Source organism: Caballeronia sp., assembly GCF_028292365.1.
Taxonomy (GTDB): Bacteria; Pseudomonadota; Gammaproteobacteria; order Burkholderiales; family Burkholderiaceae; genus Caballeronia.
Map to the genome: position 1 here is coordinate 1 of NZ_JAQGMM010000045.1, position 19935 is coordinate 19935.

Annotated in this window: 18 protein-coding genes; 9 read left to right on the forward strand and 9 right to left on the reverse strand. The window is 59.1% G+C overall.

Annotated elements, in window-relative coordinates; genetic code table 11:
- The 3 genes from JWR14_RS02550 to JWR14_RS02560 all read left to right on the forward strand — a co-directional run.
- On the forward strand, nt 1-876 hold an 876-nt coding region (locus JWR14_RS02550; protein ID WP_299700773.1), incomplete at its 5' end, for an ABC transporter ATP-binding protein.
- Nucleotides 877-883: 7 nt separating this feature from the next.
- Nucleotides 884-2065, forward strand: coding sequence for an amidase (locus JWR14_RS02555; RefSeq protein ID WP_299700776.1), 1182 nt, complete (start codon nt 884-886; stop codon nt 2063-2065).
- Between the two features lie 26 nt (nt 2066-2091).
- Nucleotides 2092-2376 carry a cupin domain-containing protein gene (locus JWR14_RS02560; protein ID WP_299700779.1) on the forward strand — a complete coding sequence of 95 codons (285 nt, stop codon included), beginning with the start codon at nt 2092-2094 and terminating at the stop codon, nt 2374-2376.
- Nucleotides 2377-2402: 26 nt separating this feature from the next.
- Here the strand turns inward: JWR14_RS02560 and JWR14_RS02565 are convergent, their stop codons facing one another.
- A complete protein-coding gene (locus JWR14_RS02565; RefSeq protein ID WP_299700782.1) occupies nt 2403-3272 on the reverse strand; it encodes a GntR family transcriptional regulator in 870 nt (289 codons plus the stop codon).
- A 399-nt stretch (nt 3273-3671) separates the two neighbouring features.
- On the opposite strand from JWR14_RS02565, the gene JWR14_RS02570 reads away from it, so the two are divergent.
- On the forward strand, nt 3672-4838 hold the full coding sequence (locus JWR14_RS02570; RefSeq protein ID WP_299700785.1) for a DUF6402 family protein: 1167 nt from the start codon (nt 3672-3674) through the stop codon (nt 4836-4838).
- Nucleotides 4839-5436: 598 nt separating this feature from the next.
- Here the strand turns inward: JWR14_RS02570 and JWR14_RS02575 are convergent.
- The 4 genes from JWR14_RS02575 to manD form a co-directional block, all read right to left on the reverse strand.
- The gene (locus tag JWR14_RS02575; protein ID WP_299700788.1) at nt 5437-6735 is read right to left on the reverse strand and encodes an MFS transporter; all 1299 of its coding nucleotides are present in this window, start codon (nt 6733-6735) and stop codon (nt 5437-5439) included.
- A 61-nt stretch (nt 6736-6796) separates the two neighbouring features.
- Nucleotides 6797-7834 (reverse strand): L-idonate 5-dehydrogenase, encoded by a 1038-nt coding sequence (locus JWR14_RS02580; protein ID WP_299700791.1) that lies wholly within the window; start codon nt 7832-7834, stop codon nt 6797-6799.
- 46 nt (nt 7835-7880) lie between these two features.
- Nucleotides 7881-9251 (reverse strand): MFS transporter, encoded by a 1371-nt coding sequence (locus tag JWR14_RS02585; RefSeq protein ID WP_299700794.1) that lies wholly within the window; start codon nt 9249-9251, stop codon nt 7881-7883.
- Nucleotides 9252-9295: 44 nt separating this feature from the next.
- Nucleotides 9296-10504, reverse strand: coding sequence for a D-mannonate dehydratase ManD (manD, locus tag JWR14_RS02590; protein WP_299700797.1), 1209 nt, complete (start codon nt 10502-10504; stop codon nt 9296-9298).
- Nucleotides 10505-10599: 95 nt separating this feature from the next.
- Between manD and JWR14_RS02595 the strand changes: the two genes are divergently transcribed.
- Nucleotides 10600-12117, forward strand: a complete 1518-nt coding sequence (locus tag JWR14_RS02595; RefSeq protein ID WP_299700800.1) for a mannitol dehydrogenase family protein — start codon at nt 10600-10602, stop codon at nt 12115-12117.
- On the opposite strand, the gene JWR14_RS02600 is transcribed toward JWR14_RS02595, so the two are convergent.
- A complete protein-coding gene (locus JWR14_RS02600) occupies nt 12100-13029 on the reverse strand; it encodes a DMT family transporter (RefSeq protein ID WP_299700803.1) in 930 nt (309 codons plus the stop codon). The two genes, JWR14_RS02595 and JWR14_RS02600, sit on opposite strands and share 18 nt — an antisense overlap.
- A gap of 123 nt (nt 13030-13152) precedes the next feature.
- Here JWR14_RS02600 and JWR14_RS02605 point away from each other — a divergent pair, with 123 nt between their 5' ends.
- Nucleotides 13153-14073 carry a LysR family transcriptional regulator gene (locus JWR14_RS02605; protein WP_299700806.1) on the forward strand — a complete coding sequence of 307 codons (921 nt, stop codon included), beginning with the start codon at nt 13153-13155 and terminating at the stop codon, nt 14071-14073.
- 59 nt (nt 14074-14132) lie between these two features.
- On the opposite strand, the gene JWR14_RS02610 is transcribed toward JWR14_RS02605, so the two are convergent.
- The gene (locus JWR14_RS02610; protein WP_299700809.1) at nt 14133-14783 is read right to left on the reverse strand and encodes a glutathione S-transferase family protein; all 651 of its coding nucleotides are present in this window, start codon (nt 14781-14783) and stop codon (nt 14133-14135) included.
- An 86-nt stretch (nt 14784-14869) separates the two neighbouring features.
- On the reverse strand, nt 14870-15259 hold the full coding sequence (locus JWR14_RS38505; RefSeq protein ID WP_366144500.1) for a DUF2917 domain-containing protein: 390 nt from the start codon (nt 15257-15259) through the stop codon (nt 14870-14872).
- A 469-nt stretch (nt 15260-15728) separates the two neighbouring features.
- Between JWR14_RS38505 and JWR14_RS02615 the strand changes: the two genes are divergently transcribed.
- From JWR14_RS02615 to JWR14_RS02625, 3 genes are all read left to right on the forward strand, one after another.
- Nucleotides 15729-16631: a LysR substrate-binding domain-containing protein gene (locus JWR14_RS02615; protein ID WP_299700812.1), complete on the forward strand. Its 903-nt coding sequence runs from the start codon at nt 15729-15731 to the stop codon at nt 16629-16631.
- Nucleotides 16632-16836: 205 nt separating this feature from the next.
- Nucleotides 16837-18126 (forward strand): dicarboxylate/amino acid:cation symporter, encoded by a 1290-nt coding sequence (locus JWR14_RS02620; protein ID WP_299700815.1) that lies wholly within the window; start codon nt 16837-16839, stop codon nt 18124-18126.
- A complete protein-coding gene (locus JWR14_RS02625) occupies nt 18123-19619 on the forward strand; it encodes an amino acid racemase (RefSeq protein WP_299700818.1) in 1497 nt (498 codons plus the stop codon). The genes JWR14_RS02620 and JWR14_RS02625 overlap by 4 nt, the downstream gene beginning before the upstream one ends.
- 16 nt (nt 19620-19635) lie before the next feature.
- Here JWR14_RS02625 and JWR14_RS02630 read toward each other — a convergent pair.
- Nucleotides 19636-19935, reverse strand: a 300-nt coding sequence (locus tag JWR14_RS02630; RefSeq protein WP_299700822.1) for a LysR substrate-binding domain-containing protein, incomplete at its 5' end; no start/stop codon positions are given.

Sequence of the window (19935 nt, forward strand, 5' to 3'; positions counted from 1 at the left end):
GGCAAGAGCGTCACGCTGCGCGCAATCATGCGGCTGCATTCGGAGAAGACGACGCAAATAGAAGGTGGACTTGACGTCGAAGGGCAAGACGTCCTGAAGCTCTCGCGCCGGCAGCTTTCGGACCTGCGCGGAAAGGTCGTATCGATGATCTTCCAGGAACCGTTGCTCGCCCTCGATCCGGTCTACACGCTCGGTGCGCAGATTGCCGAGATGGTGCGGCGGCATCAGCGAGTATCGAGGGCTGAGGCTCGCAAGCGAGCGCTGGCGTTATTCGAAAAGGTCCGCATTCCGAGCCCCGAACGTCGGCTGGATGCGTATCCGCACGAGATGTCGGGCGGCATGCGCCAGCGCGCGATGATCGCGCTGGCGTTGTCGTGCGAACCGCGCGTCCTGCTCGCCGACGAGCCGACTACCGCGCTCGACGCGACCGTACAGATCCAGATCCTGCTGCTTCTGCGTGACCTGCAACAGGAACTTGGCTTGTCGATTGTGTTCGTCACGCACGACATAGGAGCCGCGACCGAGGTCGCGGATCGCATCGCGGTGATGTACGCGGGCCGGATCGTCGAGCAAGGGCCGGCGCTCGCGCTGCTGACCGAACCGCGGCATCCCTACACCATTGCGTTGCTGAAGGGCCGCACGCAAGGCGCCATGAAAAAAGGCGTACGGCTGGAAACAATTGGTGGTGCGCCGCCCGACCTTTCCGCGCTGCCGCCCGGCTGCGCGTTTGCGCCGCGTTGCTCTCATGCGATCGACCGCTGCCTGCAGACACAGCCTGAAGAACGCCTGGCCGGTAACGCGCGTTCAGTCCGCTGCATCCGGGTCGACGAAATCGCCACGCTGGAATCGAAGACCGAAACCGTTCCTACTCACTAACACCACAATGACACCAGACATCGCCTCGTATCGCGCTTTCGTACCCTACCCCGATCATCTCGTGCCTCATGCCGCGAGCGGCCCGCTCACGGGCCTGACGTTCGGCGTAAAGGACATCTTCGATGTGGTCGGTTACCCGACCGGCTGCGGCAACCCGCACATGCTGGCCATGTCCGGCATCAAGACGACCAATGCGCCAGTTGTCGAGGCCTTGCTCGCGGCTGGCGCGGCCTTCGCGGGCAAGACCTATACGGAGGAACTGGCGTTCTCGATGACTGGCAAGAACGCGCACTTCGGCGCTCCACGCAATGGCGCTGCACCGGATCGCGTGACAGGCGGCTCGAGCTCGGGGTCGGCGTCGGCGGTATCGAATGGGCTTTGCGATTTTGCGCTCGGCACTGACACCGGCGGCTCAGTCCGCGCTCCGGCGAGTCATTGCGGCCTGATCGGCTTGCGGCCGACCCACGCGCGCGTGTCGCTCGATGGCTGCATGCCGCTCTCGCCGGGGTTCGACACCTGCGGCTGGTTCACGCGCGACATCGACACATTTGCACGCGTGGGCAACGCGTTGCTTGGTGAAGATACCGCGACGCTCCCATCAACACCGCAAGCCTGCTTGCCGCGCGAAGTGCTGGCCGGACTGCCGGAGCCTGTGGTAAAGGTCTTCTTCGCGGCACTGGACCGCGTCAATGCGTGCTTCGGATCGATAGAAAGCGTCGACATCATGACGCCCGCAACCGACGCGCTCTACTGGGCGTTTCGTTACGCGCAGGGATTCCAGGCGTGGCAAAGTCAGGGCGAATCGATCCAGCGTTTCGACTTCCAGCTCGGCCCGGGCGTGCGCGAACGCTTCGCATGGTCACGTACAGTCACACCGGCGCAGAACGAGGAGAGTGAGCGCGTGCGCGAGCAATTCCGTGCGAACTTGTTGAACCTGTTCGACGGCGGGCGCATTATTCTCATGCCTACGATGCCCGACGTCGCGCCGCTGCTGTCGGACACAGACGAAGCGCTGGAGTCGTACCGAAACCAGGCGATCAGGATGCTGTGCGTCGCGGGACTCGGCGGATGCCCTCAGCTCTCGCTACCGTTGATGCAGATAGACGGCGTACCGCTGGGCTTGTCGTTGATCGGACCGCCCGGAAGCGACAAAGGATTGATCGAACTGGGCCGCATGCTGATGGCCTGAAACCGTCCAACATTGGAGGAAAGCGCATGACTCGCACACCGGCAGTCCCCACGCAGCAGGTATCAAACGATCGCGCGATAGTCACCGAGTGGCGATTCGCGCCGGGCGCCGAGACAGGCTGGCATGTCCATGGACATGACTACATTGTCGTTCCGCAAACCAACGGGGAACTGCTGCTCGAAACCAAAACGGGCAACCGCGTTTCCGAGCTGCATGCCGGGCAGAGTTATGCCGGATTGAAAGGTGTTGAACACAACGTCGTCAATGCCAGCGACCACGAGGTTGTGTTCGTCGAAATCGAGATCGTGTAAGAGCAGAGTGGAGCGCGCGTCGCAGGCTAGCTAGCGAGGTGGACGCGCTCGCCTTCATCTGGTTCAAACCAATCCGGGTTGCGCTCGGCAACCGGCTTTAGCGACACCAGGATCTCGCGCAAATGCGCGCGCATGGCTTCTTCGGCGCCATCGGCATCATGCGCTTTCAGTGCACTCACAATCCGTGCATGTTGCTTGATCAGCAATTCAAGCGGCGAGACTTCCGGCAGGCTCAGATACCGCACGCGGTCCATCTGCGCCTTGATGTCCTGGATGGTGTCCCATGCAGCGACACAATCAATAGATTGCGCTATCAGGAAATGGAAGCGCTCATCGAGTGCGAGGAACGACGTGGTGTCGTTCACCTTCGCAGCAGTCTTTTGATCGCGTAGATTTTCAGCGAGGTCGGCGAGTTGCGCCTCCGTGATTTCAAGCGCGGCCTTGCGAGCCACGGCGGCCTCGATCGCTTCCCGGATGAACCTGCCTTCGCGGACTCGTCGCGGTGAGATCTTCTTCACGAAGGTCCCTCTTTGCGGCAGCACCTGTAGCACGCCCGACTCGACAAGTTTGATAAACGCTTCCCGAACCGGTTGCCGGGAGACCTGGAACATGTCTGAAACTTCGGTCTCGGACAGCGGCGTGCCCGGCACCAGCGCGCCCGAAAAAATGGCTTCACGCAGGGCACGAAAGATTTGCTTGCCGATGGGTTCGTGCGATTCAACGCGAAGTTGACCGCGCAGATCGGGTAGCGCACCACGCGGTTCAGTGGCGCGAGCGCGGCTACGGGCAACGGCGGCTGGCGGTATGGAAGAAGTCGTTCTTTTGTCGCGACCGACGTCGTCTGACGAAGACGCGGTGCGTCGCAACGGCGCCGGCAAGACGTTTTTCGTGACCATGACCCACACCTGAACGAGGAGTAAAGAGAGGACAAAGATGAAGCGCGGACCTCATCTTGTCATCTACCATACTACCACGCCATTGCAGTCAATTTGGGACGTCGGAAGCGGCGATGATGTCCGCAATAGCGCGGAGTGAACCTTGGGCCGGTTCAGTCACTGGTGCCGAAGCGCCGCTCGGTCTGTCTTCTGGAGCATCGGTGCGATCCGCGCGTTGTTGCAAAGTCCCTGACGCTAAACCGTTGAACGATACCCCCGCACTTACCTCTTTATTGAGATGCGTCCGCAGAAAAGTGCGTTAGCGTTACGGTCGTTGCGCAAAACAAAACCATCGATGACTTCCGGCAAACGGCCACGTATTCGATGCGGATTAACTGCAAGAGGATCGGAGACGTGTTAATGACTCTGCCGTATTACAAGTGGAATAAGCTGTTGCCGTACTTTAGCAAAAAAGACGGCGCGCGCGTCGTGCGCGAAGTGTCGCTGTCTCTGGATCGTGCGCCACCCGTGCGCGAGAAACCCAAGCCGCCGCCCGCACCCGTCCCAAAGAGGCCAAAGCCACAGCCGGGCGATGGATTAATAAAAATGATGGAATTACATTCGCGCTTCAAAACTTGGATGGAGACGCCTGATCCGCCGAAAGCACCAAAGCCAAACCCTGTTGAACAGAAAAAAACGGTGCCGCTGTTCGACATTCAAGAAATTCCGGGCGCAATGCGTAAGCTGCACTTACCGGTCTCAGCCGCCCTCATGGAACGGTGGTTCGCGGGAAGGCTTAACTATTCTCCAACAACTGCTGATGAAAAAGCGGAAATAGATCAGAACGGCAAGCCTTACCAGCCTGATATGTACGACACCACCACGGTAAAAATCGATTGGGTACGCACGTTCACGCACACAAAGGAAAGTTTCGACTTACTGATAAACGAGCGCATTCGAACGCAGAAAGCGATCGACCAACTCCGCGTTATACTCACCCCTTATAAAGAGTTCTACGGCGACATTTTCCCTGAAGAACTTTGCAAAAAAGACCCCGTTATGCTGCATCGTCATTTTCAATTTCAACGGGTCGGTGTAGACGGTACATTCGCGCAAAAAATAAAACTTTTATTAGCGACCCAATGGGAGCGCAGCGGCGCACCCGACGATCTGACGGGCGCGCTCGGTTCGTTCAATATCTACGCGGCCATTGGCCACGCCGAAGTCAGGTGGGATATAAAGACGCAGCAAAAAGTCGCGAGGGTCACGGGCATCTGGGTATACGTGAAAGATAACTACACATTCACCGACGACAGAGGCGAACGATCACAGTATTTAGGTCACTGGAGCAGCAACGGCGCAATTGTTATTCCGCTTGATGCTGTTGCCGCAACGTCGCCTTATATTCCCTATTCAGACTACCCCGTCACCCTTGGCAATCCACTTATAAAAGGTAACGTGTACTACCCCGTTTACAACAGCGACTTTCGAAAGTGGGCGCTCAAGCACCAGCGGGGCGGCGACTTCGTTACCTACTCGGATCGCTGTTATGTTCCGGTTGTCCCACGAATCACGATACCTCTATGAGGCCCTTTTTCAAGCGCGCAGCGCTCAGCGCGACGGTTGTCGGCGTGCTCTATTTCGTCCTCTTCGATACCACGCCCCGCGGCGACGAATGCGAAAGATCGACCTCGCCGGATGGTCTTTACATAGCCGAGCGGTGCGTGTTGCAGTGGGTTCCTGGAGGGGATTCAAAATACGTTGGGCGAATATTTGATGCGAAGAGCGGAAAGAAGCTCGCGCAGCATACATTCAGCACACCGGTTCCTCAAATTGCATGGTTTGACTACACCGATGTATATGTGTCGTTTTCAATCGGCGATGATGGAAGCGACTCCCCGTATATCTCACTCCCACCTTCCAAATGGGACAGGCTGTTAGCAGCCCGGCCACACTTGTAGACGGTAGGCCGCCGCGCACCGCCCTTCGTCTCATGACCGCGTGGCGGGCTTGTGCAGCGTTACAAGCGTCATTATCGTTCGCGGATTGCTCCTAAAAACGCATTTCCTACTCTTTGAGGCAATGCCGAGCTATCAGAATCATCGATGGAGACGCCCCGGCCTCACCCCTGCCCACCTCGAACCCGCCGAAAACCCAAAACACCGCCCACCGATGCGAGCGAAACCTACGAGACCACCACGCGCCGCGCCTTCAGCTTGTCGCCACGCGGTTCGCGAATCCATATCAACGAACAAAGTGACCCCAGCACCGCAACAGCGCCTGCGAGTACAAACGCGCTGCCATACGCGCCATGCGTCGCTTGCACAATAAAGCCCGTCACTGCCGGCCCGATCACGCCAGCGAGGTTCGCCAGCAGATGCACGAAGCCGCCTACGCCCCCTACGTTCTCGCGTCGGACGGTGTCCTGAATCACGGCCCAATAAACGGCGCCCGTGACATAGAGGAAGAAGATGGATACGGACATCAGCGCGACCGCCCCCTCCATGCTTTCCACTCGTCCGGCAAATCCGACACACACGGCTGCGACCCCAAGGCATACCGATAAAACGATCCGCCGGGCAGGCAACGGCTTACCCGTGATACGCAAAATCAGGTCCGTGATGAAACCACCAGCGGCAAGCCCGATACTGCCGAGCACCCAGGGAATCACGGTCGCAATGCTCATGTCATGGAGCGACATATGATGTGCTTCGGTCAGGTACGTGGGGAACCAGGACAGGAAGAAGAACAGCACGTAGTTGTAGGCAAAAAAGGCGAACGCTGTCGCAAGAATGATCGGTTGCTTCAGGTAGAACTTCAGCCCCATCTTTTCGCCTTCGGGCGCATGCTCCATCGACGAAGCCTGCTGCTGGCCGGCGACAATCAACGCAAGCTCCTCGGGTTTCACGCGCTTGTCCTGCTGCGGTTGTTCCGTGGTGGTCAAGGTCCACACCACGAGCCATGCCAGACCGAGCACCATGATTGCGACGAACGCCCAGCGCCAGCCAAAGCGGATCGCCATGTAGCCGACCACCGGTCCCGCCAGCGCGCCGCCCAGTGGCGTACCTGAACTGATCACACCAATGGCGCTGGCCACCTCGCGGCGCGGAAACCAGTTGTTGACCATCTTGCTGTTCGATGAACTGAACGGTCCCTCGCCCATGCCGAACAGAACCCGCAGCACGATCAACGAAAACAGGCTGCTAGCCAGCGCGGTCGCTCCGCAGAAGAGCGACCAGATACCCATGGACGCGCCGAACACTTTCTTTGCCCCGATCTTGTCCGACAGCACGCCGCCGACAAAATTAAACAGCGCATAGCCGATGAAAAAGCTGCTGAACACGATGCCCATCTGCGCATGCGAAAAATCGAGGTCCTTCTGGATCAAGGGCGCTGCGATCGAGAGTGCGGCGCGATCGAGATAGTTGATTACGCCAGCTAGAAACAGCAAACCGACCACGAACCATCGCTGGCTTCTGAACATGAATGTCTCCTGAAATACGCCTCTTTGTGATCGGGCGTTCGGGCAACGCAGTAATAGGGATTCAGTCGAACTGCAAATGCACCTTCATCGACTGGTTGCGGTCATGCGCCACTTCGAACGCATGGTTTGCATCCGCGAGCGGAAAGACATGCGTCATCAACGGGCTCAGGTCAATCTTGCCGGTGGCGATTTCTTCGGCGGCAACGGCGTATTCATCGGTGAAACGGAACGATCCTTGATAACGCAATTCCTTCGCCATCACGAGATTGGCCGCGACCGGCGACTGCCCTGCCGGCAGGTTGCCTACCTGGATCACGGCGGCACCCGCGCGTGCGGCCCGAAGCGCGGTGTCGAGTCCCGCAGGGCTGCCAGAGGCTTCGATCACGATGTCGAAGGTGCCCCGTGACTGGGACCACGCTTCGACCTGTGCCTGGTCGGTGGCGAGTACGGTCTGATCGGCACCCAGCGTCGCGGCCATTTGCAACGCTTTGTCGGCGAGGTCCAATGCGACGAGGCGATGCGCTCCAGCTCGCCGCGCGACCGATAGCAAAATGCAGCCTATGGGTCCGCAGCCGATCACCAGTACCTGCGCGCCGACCAGCGATCCCGCATGCCGCAACGCGTGCAATGCAACGGCAAGCGGCTCCGCCATCGACGCCTGCGCGAAGTCGAGTGCATCGGGCACAGGCACGCATTGGCGCGCGGCAACGGCAATGTATTGTCGGAACATGCCTTGCATGTGAGGGAATGTCGAAGCGCTGCCCATGAAGCGCATATTCAGGCAGTGATTGGTCATGCCCTTCACGCAAAACCGGCACTCGCCACAATTCAGACCCGGGTTCACGGCAACGCGTTGGCCCACGCGCAAGCCTCTCACGCCCTCCCCGAGTGCAGCGATTTCACCCGCGACTTCATGACCCAGGACGAACGGTTCCCGGACCGCGAAATCGCCGCTCTTGCCCTTGAAGTAATACGAGAGGTCTGACCCGCAGATACCGCCTGCGCGCACGCGAATCTGAACCTGACCCGGCTGTGGCTGAGGGGCATCCACCTCGTCAATACTCAGGCGTTTCGGTTCGTGAAGGACGGCTGCAAGCATGAGAAACTCCGTTGAATAGTGTGCGTGCCGAAGCACAGCGCTTGGGCTAGCGGCGCGCCGCGAAAACAGGGGATGAATGCGCTTCGCGGGGAGTCGTAGCGAGTGGCTGCGTGCCCCAGTCGTGAAGATCGCCGCCACGACGCAAAGGCGCGGTTTCGGGCAAAAGATAAATGCACAGCGTGGACACAATGCCTAGTGCCATCACGTAGACGATCAGTCCGACGGAGCTGCCACCCGTCATCTGAAGCATCTTCACGGCCACAAGTCCGAGTACGCCGCTGCCGATCAACGAGCCAATCTGCCAGATCAGCGCAATGCCGCTGCAACGCACACGCGCCGGAAAAAGTTCGGGAAAGAGCGAGGCCTGCGGCGCATAGCAAAGACTGTGACCGACCGTAATCGCGAGAATCATTACTGTCTGGATCGCAAGACGACTGCCGCTGTCGACGGCATGAAACAGCGGCACGACCAGCAGGACCTGCAGCAAGCTGCCTGCAATGAATGTGGCGCGGCGGCCGATACGGTCCGACAGTGCGCCGGCAAGCGGAATCGCTATCAGTTCAAGCGTGACCGCAACGATGATCGTCTGCAGCAGCAGGCTCTCACTGATACCGTGCACGCGGCCGTAAGCCAGCACGATCATCGTGTACATCGCAAACGTGCAGGCTTCAATCAGCTTCGCGCCGACACCCTTCAGGATCGTGGGCCCGAATTGCCGGACCACTTCCACGACCGGGCGCGACTCGACTGCCTGCGTTCTGCGAATCTCCGCGAAGACCGGTGACTCCTCTGTACGCAACCGGATATACAGGCCCACGACGACCAGTACGATACTGCCGAGGAACGGCAGCCGCCAGCCCCAGTCGAGCAGTTGCTCGTGCGTGAGCGTGGCAGTGAGAATGGCGAAGATGCCCGCCGGAATCAGGAAGCCCGCAGGTGCGCCGAGCTGGACGAGGCTGGCGAAGAAACCCCGCTTTGGCGGCGGCGCATATTCGGCCGTCAGCAACACAGCGCCTGCTTGCTCTCCGCCAACACCGAAACCTTGCAGCACACGGATAAGGATGAGTGCAGCCGGCGCCCAGATGCCGATCTGCGAATAGTCAGGCAGTAGGCCAATCAGGAATGTCCCAAGACCTACTATCAGTATGGTGACGATCAGCGCTTTCTTGCGGCCAATGCGGTCACCGAAATGCCCGAACACAATGCCGCCTAGTGGCCGCGCTATAAAACCTACGGCGTAAGTCGCGAACGCAGCGAGCGTCCCGATCAGCGGGTCGCTGCTGGGGAAGAATTTCGCGCCGAACACGAGCACTGCAGCCGTGCCGTAGACGAAAAAATCGTAGTACTCGGCAGCGGTTCCTATCGTCGATGCAAAGGCGACGCGGCGTAACATCGCGCTGCTGTTCTGATCTGCCATTGCCTATCTCCTTGTTGTTATGTCGAGCGGTTAAACATCGCCGCTCACCAGTTCCAGAGCGTGCCGTCTTCGAGTCGCGCGACCGGCAGGTAAGCCGGGTCGTACGGATAGCGCGCCGCGAGTTCCTCGTCGATATCCACGCCATGACCGGGCGCCTCACCGGGATGCATCGTGCCCCGATCGAAGGTCCATGCATGGGGGAAAACATCGAGCGCTTCCTTCGGGAAACCCATATATTCCTGCACGCCGAAATTCGGCACCCACAAGTCGAAATGAAGCGCCGCGCCCATGCAGACCGGTGACAAATCCGACGGCCCGTGGCAACCCGTGCGAACCTGATAAAGCGAAGCGAAATCCGCAATGCGCTTCAGGTGCGTGATGCCGCCCGCATGCGTGAGCGTGGCGCGAATGTAGTCGATCAACTGCTCTTCAATCAGTTGCTTGCAGTCCCAGATGCTGTTGAATACTTCGCCCACCGCGATCGGTGTCACCGTGTGCTGGCGAATCAGCCGGAAGCCGGCCTGATTCTCAGCAGGCGTTGGGTCTTCCATCCAGAACAAACGATACGGCTCGATTGATTTACCCAGGCGCGCGGCTTCAATCGGCGTGAGGCGGTGATGGACGTCGTGCAGCAGATGGGTATCGAAACCGAACTTGTCGCGCACCGCTTCGAAGAGTTTCGGCACGAAGTCGAGATACTTTTCCGACGACCATGTTTGCTCTTCCACCGCGCCTTTGGTTGCCGGCTCATACATGCCCGCCCCCTTCGATACCCCATACACCGAACGCATGTTGGGCACGCCGCATTGAATACGGATAGCCTGGTACCCCTCCTCCACATGCTCCGCATAACGGTCGAGGGCTTCAGGAATATCACGTCCGGTCGCGTGCCCGTAGACCATCACGCTTTCACGCGACGCGCCGCCAAGCAACTTGTACAAAGGCAGATTCGCGACCTTGCCGAGGATGTCCCACAGCGCCACGTCCACCGCGGCGATGGCGGTCATGGTCACCGGCCCTCGGCGCCAGTAAGCGCCCTTGTATAAAAACTGCCAGATGTCTTCTATGCGCCCCGGATCGCGACCGATCAGCAGCGGACACACGTGGTCCTTCAAATAAGATGCCACCGCGAGTTCGCGGCCATTGAGAGTGGCGTCGCCAATGCCGTACACCCCTTCGTCGGTCACCACTTTCAACGTGACGAAATTGCGTCCCGGACAACTGACGATGACATCGGCGCGGACGATTTTCATGGGGATTTCCTTGAGGTGCAATCAGTGGAATTGATGCTACCATACAAGTAGACTTAGTCGTCAACCAAGGGTTTTCCCGCTCCAGGCTATTTGAAATGTCCAATAAATCCGTGCTTTGCCGCAAATCGCTCCCGTTGATTGAGGATCATCTGCTGACGTCCGAGTGGCGCGATCCACGCATTGGCATTGTTCATTTGGGCATCGGAAATTTTCATCGGGCGCACGAAGCGGTTTATACGGAAGAGGCCATGCTTGCCGCGGGTGGCGACTGGGCAATCTGCGGCGTCACGCTTCAAGGCGACGTGACAAAGCGCGATGCGTTGATGGCGCAGGATGGCTTGTATAGCGTCGTGGAACGCGGGTTGCAAGGTGTGAAGACAATAGTTATTCGCGCGCTGCGTGAAGTGCTCGCGCTACCCCATGACCGCGGGCGCCTGTTCGAGTTGCTCGCCGACGCAAATGTGCGGATCGTCTCGTTGACGGTCACCGAGAAAGGCTATTGCCGCGATGCGAAGACGGGCGACGTCGACCTCGGCCATCCCGGCATCGCACATGATCTGGAACATCCCGGCGAGCCCGCCACGGTACCGGGCATCCTCGTCGCCGCATTGAGAACTCGGCGCCATGCTGGCATCGCGCCGTTCACCGTGCTTTCTTGCGACAACCTTTCGCACAACGGCGCAGCGTTGCGCCAGGTGGTCTGCTCCCACGCTCGCATGCTCGATGAAGCGCTGGCAAGCTGGATCGAGCGCGAAGTCGCCTTCCCGTCAACGATGGTCGACCGCATTGTTCCTTCGACCACGAACGCCGATCGTGATGCCGCGGCCGCGGCGCTTGGGCTGCGCGACGAAGCGCCGGTCCCGTGCGAGCCTTTTCGTCAATGGGTGATCGAAGACCGCTTCCCTGCCGGGCGACCCGCATGGGAACGAGTAGGCGCGCAACTCGTGGATGATGTAATGCCATTCGAACTTGCCAAGCTGCGCATGCTTAACGGCACCCATTCGACACTCGCTTATTTGTCGATGCTGGTGGGGTTTGCGACCATCGACGAAGCAATTTCCTTCGGACCCCTGCGCACGCTGATTCATTCGATGATGACGCAAGAGATAGCACCGACCTTGAGTGTTCCGGTTTCGTTCGACCTCATGGCGTATCGCGATGCACTGCTCGAACGTTACGCGAACCCGGCGCTCAAACATCGCTGTGCGCAGATTGCCATGGACGGCAGTCAGAAGATCCCGCCGCGCCTTCTCGCGACTATTGGGGCGCGCCTGGAACGGGGCCAGCCAATATTGCGGCTGGCGCTTGGCGTTGCAGCCTGGTTCATTTTCTTGCGCGGACGCGCCGACGACGGCACGACTTTCGCTATCAGCGATCCCCTGGCCTCGCGGCTGACTGGGCTGGCTACCAATGCGGGCGATGAGCCGGAAAGTCTTGTCGATGCGATGCTCGGTTGTCGCGATGTCTTTAGTCTCGAACTTGCTTCGAACGAAGTGTTACGGCACGCTCTGATTGAAGCTGTCACACAGTTGAAAACCGGGGCAAGAGCGGCGATCGAGAAAACCAACCTGAATGCCTCCGAGACCGTGTCCGCGTCACGGCAAAACCTCTGAAGCACGAGGGACATTCACCAATACCGCCTTGCGCCAGCGCACCGTCGCCAGCATGGACGCCACGACAATCAAACCGCCACCGACCCATGCAATAAGCGATATCTTCTCGCCCAGCCACAGCCACGCGAACAAGGCGCCGAACGCGGGCTCGCTACCCATCAACAACCCAACGCGGGTTGGACTGCTGCGTTTGATCGCGTAGTTCTGCGCGAAGAACGCGAACAACGTGCACGCAAAGACCAGATAAAACACGCTGCCCCAAAACGGCTCATGCCCGGCAAACGACGGCACGTGCCGCCACTGCTGCGGCGCAAACACGAGCGCCACGGCAGCACTGCCAAATGCGACCACACCTGACTGCACGGCCGTCACTGACAAAGGCGGCAGCGAAGAATCACGCAACACGCGTTTCGTCACACAGACATTCAGCGCACGCAGCAAGGCGGCAAGCAAGATCAGCGCATCGCCTGGATTCAACACGACGGCGCCGTCACCGGCAAGCAGCCATGCGCCTAACAGCGAGAGCGCGACTGCTGCCCATTCAATCCGGCCGGGCCTGCGCTTGAGCAGCATCCACTCGACCAGCGGCGTCAGCACCACGCACAGGCTGATCAGGAACGCCGCATTAGCTGCACGCGTCAGCAGCACGCCGAACGTTTCGCTCAGGAAAATGCCCAGCAGCAGTAAGCCTGCTATAAACACGCCGCGCAGCGTTCGCGCGTCGGCCTGACGCAAGCTTCGCAACGCCGGCGACAACATTACGAACGTAATGCCGAAGCGCAGCGTCAGCAGGCCCAGCACCGGATAGAACACGAGCGCGCTCTTGACGATTCCATAGCTGGTTCCCCAGACCACCGCGACCACCAGCAACATGAGGTCGGACAATAAGAGCAGGCGGTCTTGCTTGGGCATGGTCGGACCTCAATGGATGAGTCCGTATTGTCGAGCGTTGCACATGCGACGATAATCGGGTCGATGTGCAAAGCCTTTATGTCGCAGATGCATTAATCCTGCGCTCCCACTCGCGACGGCCCGATGAATCAAACAGAACTCTTTGCATTGCTGCCCGATATGGCCGTATTCGCCCGTGTCGTCGATGCCGGCAACTTTTCCGTGGCCGCTCGCCAACTAGGCAGCACACCGTCAACGGTCAGCCGCCAGATCAAACGTCTTGAGGAAGCGCTTGCCACACGGCTGCTTGAACGATCCACGCGCAAGGTGAAGGTGACAGAATCGGGCGAGCAGGTGGTTCGATTCTGCCGCGACATCGTGAGCGCGGCGTCAGGCGCCGTGGATGCAGCCGGTTCACTGGTCGGCCGGCCACAGGGGAAAGTCAGCGTGAGCGCACCAACGGCCTTTGCGAAAACAGTCATTCATCCGCTCGTGCCGGGCTTCTTGCGCGCGTATGAGGAGGTCGATCTGCAGTTGCTGTATGCGGATCACGAAGTCGATCCGCTCGAGAACGATCTCGATCTCGTGATCCGGCTAACGGATCATCCGCCGCCCGGTCTGGCAGGACGGAGGCTGGGTTCGGTGCGCTGGGTGTTGTGCGCGTCGCCCGCGTATCTACGTGCGCGCGGCACGCCCAAGCACCCACGCGATCTCGCGCAGCACGACTGCCTCTATCTCGGCGAGACCGCCGACGACAACCGCTGGCGTTTTCGGCGAGGCGCGGAAACGCACACCGTGGAGGTGAGCGGGCGATATATCGCGAACCATGCGGGCGCGCGGCTCGAAGCGGCACAGCAGGATTTCGGTATTGCGAACCTGCCGGAATTCACCGCAGCCGGAGCGTTAGAAAGTGGTGAACTCGTGCAGGTGCTCGCCGACTGGGACCTCGAAGCACTCGCTTATGTGGGCTCGGTGTGGTTGCTCTATCCGCCGAATCGTTTTCTGCCGCCCAAGGTGCGGGCGTTGATCGATTATCTGGTCGAGCATATACACGACCGCAAGTGACATTGGCTTGGCGTGTTGCTTAAACGCTTAAGCATGCTGTCTTAGCGCGCTAGTCCATGCTAGAAGTCGAGCCGCCCGAACAATTCATCGAACGGGATCATCACGTGCTCACGGAACGCCGGGCGAAGCTGAAGCCGTTCATACCACGCTTCCACATTCGGAACGTTGGGCCGCTTGATATCCAGTTCGAAATAGCGATAGAGGTTAGACCCGACCGCAATATCGCCCAGGCTCAGGCTGTCTCCCGCAATGAAGGGCCGCTCGGCCAGCATCCGGTCGAGGAGCTGGAAATGCTGTGCGCAACGAGCAAGGTTCTCGTCAATGCTCTTCGCATTGCGCAAGGCCTCCGGCGTCCGGTAAAAGCCCCAGAACACGCCCGTTAAGAAGGCTGGCTGCAAGCTGCTCTGAGACCAGTCCATCCAGCGATCCGCCTGAGACCGCGTACCGGCGTTGTCACTCCAGAAACGCGGGCTGCCATAACGCGCTGCCACGTATCGCAAGATGCTGTGCGACTCCCACACAATCGTACCGTCGCTGTCCTTAATGACCGGCACGCGCCCATGCGGATTCAGGGTCAGGAATTCGGCGCTCTGCGTCAGACCGAAACTCCCTCCGGCAGGAATATGCTCATGCGGTAAATCAAGCTCGCCGATCAGCCACATGACCTTCTGAACGTTGGACGAGTTGCGTCGTCCCCAAACCTGAAGCATTGAACATCCCCTGAGGTTGAATTCCGCTAACGCGTTAGCTAGCGGCCGGATAGAACCGGCCGCTAGCTCACTAACCCGCTAAGCGATTAGCGTGATCGCAGTCGAGAAATATCAGCGAGGTAATTTCCAAGTCGCTCGATCCACTTGAACAGCGGTCTGCGTGCGACAGCATACGCGCTGGTCAGGGAAATTTCCGCCGCTATACTGGCGTCCGTGCTTAACCAGATGCGCTCGCCTTGCGCCACGCGAAGCACATCGCCCGTTTGCAACCAGTGGTCGTAAGGCGAAAAGATGCGCGTGACCCAGACCCTTGCCGTTCCCACGCGCAACTCGGAATCCGACCGCACGCGCCATGAGGCGGTTTGGCCTGGCTGTATAACAAAACGAATGACCATCTCCGGCGACAGCGCATGCGCTGACGCCGAGGTTTCGGGTGCCGCTCGAAAAACAAACCGCTCGCTTGATCCAACCATCATCTTCTCCGTCGATTAAACCGAAAGACGGAGGCACCACAAAAAAAAGGCCCAACCGTTTTTCGGTAGGGCCTGGTGTTTGCGCATCTTTACCTATTTCCAATGCAAACACGTCCCCGATGAAGCACCCCAATGGGCGTTCATTCGTTTAATTACCACTACGGACGTGAGCTTTTGCATGGTATCGAGTGTCAGATATCGCTTAGAGCTTGTCAACAAATTTTAAGCTGTGGTGTAGATTCAAGCGCAATAACACATGGCGTTCCTAAGTGCTCTACACGCGCCGGCTAGCGCCTGATACGCGCTAGTCATTGGCTTACGGCGGTAAGTTGGTTTGCCCTCGCATACAATCGTCCTCAATTAGCGAAGCCTTGCCATTCATTAAACAGCGTCCGTCACACGCGCATGACTGCAGTTGTCTCGCCCAACATGTAAACACTCGCTTCTCGATGAGAAGCCAGCAGGGAACGATATGGAGATTAAATGGATCGAGGACTTTGTGGCTCTTGCCCAATACCAAAGTTTCTCGCGAGCCGCTGAGGTTCGCAATGTCACGCAGTCCGGTTTCAGCCGGCGGATCCAGGCGCTCGAACAATGGGTCGGAGCCGACCTGATCGACCGCAGCAGTTATCCGCCCACGCTGACACCGGCCGGACGTCTCTTCAGGGAAGCTGCCGACGACATTCTCAACCGCCTGTTCGACACCCGCGCCATCATTCGCACGGAACAGCGAATGCCCGGGATTGGGCTGCAGATTGCAGCGGGCCATACTATTGCGCTGAGTTTTCTTCCAGCGTGGCTCAGCGCGCTTACCGCACAATTTCGCGAAGTCAGGGCGCGCGTGATTCCCACTAACGTCCATGATTCCATCCTGATGCTGGTGAACGGGAACTGCGAATTGATGTTTGCGTATCACCACCCCGACCTGCCACTTCATCTCGATCCCACGCGCTACGAGTACCTCACGGTCGGCATCGACACTTTCATGCCCGTCTGCAAGCCGAACCAAAAGTCGGGGCCCTCTCTGCGCTTGCCCGGGACGGCGAGCCGCCCGCTACCGCTTATCTCGTACACAGAGACCAGCTACTTTGGCCGCTGTCTGGCCTTGCTGCTTCGCCGTGCCAAGACGCAACCGGCACTGCGTCCGCACTACGAATCGGATATGGCGGAAGTGCTCAAAAAGATGGTGCTGGAGGGCGAAGGCATAGCGTGGCTGCCGAAAAGCTCGATACAAGCCGAGCTGAAAAATGGCGAACTCGTTCCGGGCGGCGGTAAGGAATGGGAGCTCGAAGTCGAGTTGCGTGTGTACCGCGACGCGTCGAATAGAAACGAGTTTATTGACACCCTGTGGCGCTACCTGCGCTCCTCCGTCTGAGCTCATAGGCTCAGTGTTTACCCGAGTTATGCGGCGCTCGCATAATGACATGCTGAACCCGCATCGCGGGTTTTTTGTCCGCTTCTACTATCCGACCAGAGACAGAAAAGGCCCTTAGCCAAGACACGCCAAGGCACTTTCCGTCAAACCCATCGCACAGCGGCCCACGCTCATCCCCGTGCGAGATACCCCTGGAAGGATTGAAATGAAAAACCGGTTAACGCTTTATATCGTCGTCGGCATGGTGCTTGGCGTCGTGATCGGCTACGTCTGTCACCGGACAGCCGCGGATTCGAATGCGGCAAAAGAAATGGCCGGCTACTTCTCCATCATCACTGACATCTTCCTGCGGCTCATCAAGATGATCATTGCACCGCTGGTGTTCGCCACGCTGGTGTCGGGTCTTGCTGGAATGGATGGAACAGAAGACGTACGCCGCATTGGCATTCGATCAGTGGGCTGGTTCGTCTGCGCCTCACTCATATCGCTCGCCCTTGGCCTCTGCCTCGCCAATCTCCTGCAACCGGGTGCGGGCCTTCATATGGTCCAGACCAGTTCCGACGTAAGCACGGGCTTGAATACCGCGGGGCTTAACTTCAAGGACTTTGTTACCCACGCATTTCCGACGAGTATTCTCGACGCGATGGCGCGCAACGACATCCTGCAAATTTTGGTGTTCTCCGTGCTCTTCGGCGTAGTGCTAGGTGCGATCAAGTCGGACCCACGGGTGACACCTCTCGTGCAAGCTATCGACGCTCTGGTTCCCGCCATGCTCAAGCTCACCGACTACGTCATGCGGCTTGCGCCCGTAGGTGTATTCGGCGCAATTGCATCGGCTGTGACGTTGCATGGTCTCGATGTGCTGATGACATACGGCAAGCTGATCGGCAGCTTCTATGTGGGGTTGGTACTGCTGTGGGTGATCCTGATCGGCGCCGGGTACGCGTTCCTTGGCAACAGCATCTGGTCATTGCTCAAGGCGGTACGCGAGCCCGCCATGCTGGCGTTTTCAACCGCAAGCAGCGAAGCAGCGTATCCGCGCCTGACGGAAAAGCTGGAACAGTTCGGCGTGGACAAGAAGGTCGTCGGCTTTACGCTGCCGCTGGGGTATGCATTCAATCTCGATGGTTCAATGATGTACCAGGCGTTCGCCGCCATCTTCATTGCTCAAGCCTTTGGTATCGATATGCCGGTAGGCACGCAGATCCTGATGCTGCTCGTGCTCATGGTCAGCAGCAAGGGCATGGCCGGCGTGGCGAGAGGCTCGGTCGTCGTGGTTGCCGCCGTTGCGCCGATGTTCCATCTGCCTCCGTCCGGCGTCGTGCTGATCCTCGCGATCGACCAGATACTCGACATGGGCCGGACCGCGACCAACGTGATCGGAAACAGCATTGCAACGGCCGTGATTGCAAAATGGGAAACGGCTCGGGAGACGGCTCGACTCACACGAGCGGAAACCGTGATCTTCGATCAGTTGCAAGGCGAAGCAAAATGAGCGAGAAGTTGAGCGAAAAGCACAAGCAGGGACGCCGCTCGTTTGGCGTCATTGGCGGACTCGGCCCGCTCGCCAGCGCCGACATGTTTTTCAAGCTCGTCAAGTCGACGCCCGCGACCGGTGACGCGGATCACTTCGATGTCGTCTTCGAGCAGCATCCCTTTCGCGGCGCCGGCGCGACCAGCACCGCGACGGTTGAACGCAAGCTTTATATCTTCGATCTCATTCGTGCATTCGAGAAACGCGGCGTAGAGACGGTCGTGCTGCCTTGCTTCCTGAGCCACACCTTCATGGACGAGTTGAAGGCCAACTCGCCCCTGCAGATCGTGGACATGATCGAGGCGGTGCGACACCATGTTCGTCGCAAGTTCCCTTCAGTGCGTCGCATTGGTGTGCTGGCATCGGACTACACGCGGCGCAACGGTCTCTTCGAACGTTATTTTTCGGCGCCTGAATTCGATGTCATCCATCCGCGAATCAGTGACGGCACGGACCCGGTTACGCGAGCCGTATATGGGGAAAATGGCATCAAGTCCGGCCATCTGCTCGGTCAGCCGGTTGCGCTGCTAAAGACCGCTTGCGACGATCTCATTGCGCAAGGCGCCGAGATCATCGTGCCGGGCATGACCGAGATCGCGCTCGTTGCAGGCGAACTGGGCGCGCTAAGCGTCCCGCTAATCGACTCGAATCTTGCGTATGCCCAATACATTGTGTCTGGGCAGTACGAGTCGCCGGCCAAGTTGTTCAAGGTCGGCGTGGTGGGCGGAGTAGGCCCGGCGGCGACAGTGGACTTCATGCAGAAGATTGTCAGCAACACACCGGCTAAGCGGGACCAGGATCACATCAAGCTGCTGGTTGAGCAGAATCCGCAGATCCCCGATCGGACTAACAATCTGATCGGCGACGGCCCGGACCCAACCATTTCGTTGTACGCCACGTGCAAAAAACTGGAGAGCGGCGACGCCGACATCATCGCGATCCCATGCAACACGGCACACGCGTTCGTGCAGCGGATCCAGCCGTATCTCGGCATCCCCATCGTCAACATGCTGACCGTGACGGTCGAGATGCTTTGCGATTCATTTCCGTCGCTTAAGGAAATCGGACTCCTTGCGACATCGGGAACGGTGGCGAGCGGCGTATATCGGCAAGCGCTGGAAGCGCAGGGATTGCGGCAGGTCTTGCCGAGTCCGGCTTTGCAGGCAAGCGTGATGAATGCGATCTATGGCAAGAAGGGAGTAAAGGCGGGTTTCGTCAATGGACAGTGTATGGACGACATCTGCGCGGCGCTCGAAGGCTTGGCCGACGAAGGCGTCGAGATTGTGATTCTCGGATGTACGGAGTTGCCGTTGCTGCTTCCGGGCACTCAATGGCTAAGCGCGCGTGGACGGACGATCACGCTAGTGGATCCAACGGATATTCTGGCAAAACGCTGCGTTGCGTACGCTACCGCAGCGGCCGGACTGAGGGCGAAGTCAGAAGCCGCGCACTAAGACATCGCTGGCCATGCTACGCCTTGATCTCCGCACGCAAGAATTCGATCAATGCCTGCTGGACGGCATTGAGCGCGCCGCCCGCGCTCACCAACGCAAGTTCGGTCGGCGGCAAATCCGGGAGACCTGTGCAGATCCGATGCTCGGGAAGCACGGCGGTCGTAGGCAGAACCGACACCCCAAGTCCCGATGAAACCGCCGCCTGGATGCCGGTCAGGCTATGACTCCCGAACGCCACTCGCCAGCGCCGCCGCGCTTTGTCCAGGCCACGGATCGCGCGTTGCCGGTACACACAGCCTTGCGGAAACAATGCCAG

Bases quoted from the DNA above. Each gene is read 5' to 3' on its own strand.
- JWR14_RS02555 (WP_299700776.1), top strand. From the start codon at position 884: ATGACACCAGACATCGCCTCGTATCGCGCTTTCGTACCCTACCCCGAT.
- JWR14_RS02560 (WP_299700779.1), top strand. From the start codon at position 2,092: ATGACTCGCACACCGGCAGTCCCCACGCAGCAGGTATCAAACGATCGC.
- JWR14_RS02565 (WP_299700782.1), bottom strand. From the start codon at position 3,272: ATGGTCACGAAAAACGTCTTGCCGGCGCCGTTGCGACGCACCGCGTCT.
- JWR14_RS02570 (WP_299700785.1), top strand. From the start codon at position 3,672: ATGACTCTGCCGTATTACAAGTGGAATAAGCTGTTGCCGTACTTTAGC.
- JWR14_RS02575 (WP_299700788.1), bottom strand. From the start codon at position 6,735: ATGTTCAGAAGCCAGCGATGGTTCGTGGTCGGTTTGCTGTTTCTAGCT.
- JWR14_RS02580 (WP_299700791.1), bottom strand. From the start codon at position 7,834: ATGCTTGCAGCCGTCCTTCACGAACCGAAACGCCTGAGTATTGACGAG.
- JWR14_RS02585 (WP_299700794.1), bottom strand. From the start codon at position 9,251: ATGGCAGATCAGAACAGCAGCGCGATGTTACGCCGCGTCGCCTTTGCA.
- manD (WP_299700797.1), bottom strand. From the start codon at position 10,504: ATGAAAATCGTCCGCGCCGATGTCATCGTCAGTTGTCCGGGACGCAAT.
- JWR14_RS02595 (WP_299700800.1), top strand. From the start codon at position 10,600: ATGTCCAATAAATCCGTGCTTTGCCGCAAATCGCTCCCGTTGATTGAG.
- JWR14_RS02600 (WP_299700803.1), bottom strand. From the start codon at position 13,029: ATGCCCAAGCAAGACCGCCTGCTCTTATTGTCCGACCTCATGTTGCTG.
- JWR14_RS02605 (WP_299700806.1), top strand. From the start codon at position 13,153: ATGAATCAAACAGAACTCTTTGCATTGCTGCCCGATATGGCCGTATTC.
- JWR14_RS02610 (WP_299700809.1), bottom strand. From the start codon at position 14,783: ATGCTTCAGGTTTGGGGACGACGCAACTCGTCCAACGTTCAGAAGGTC.
- JWR14_RS38505 (WP_366144500.1), bottom strand. From the start codon at position 15,259: ATGATGGTTGGATCAAGCGAGCGGTTTGTTTTTCGAGCGGCACCCGAA.
- JWR14_RS02615 (WP_299700812.1), top strand. From the start codon at position 15,729: ATGGAGATTAAATGGATCGAGGACTTTGTGGCTCTTGCCCAATACCAA.
- JWR14_RS02620 (WP_299700815.1), top strand. From the start codon at position 16,837: ATGAAAAACCGGTTAACGCTTTATATCGTCGTCGGCATGGTGCTTGGC.
- JWR14_RS02625 (WP_299700818.1), top strand. From the start codon at position 18,123: ATGAGCGAGAAGTTGAGCGAAAAGCACAAGCAGGGACGCCGCTCGTTT.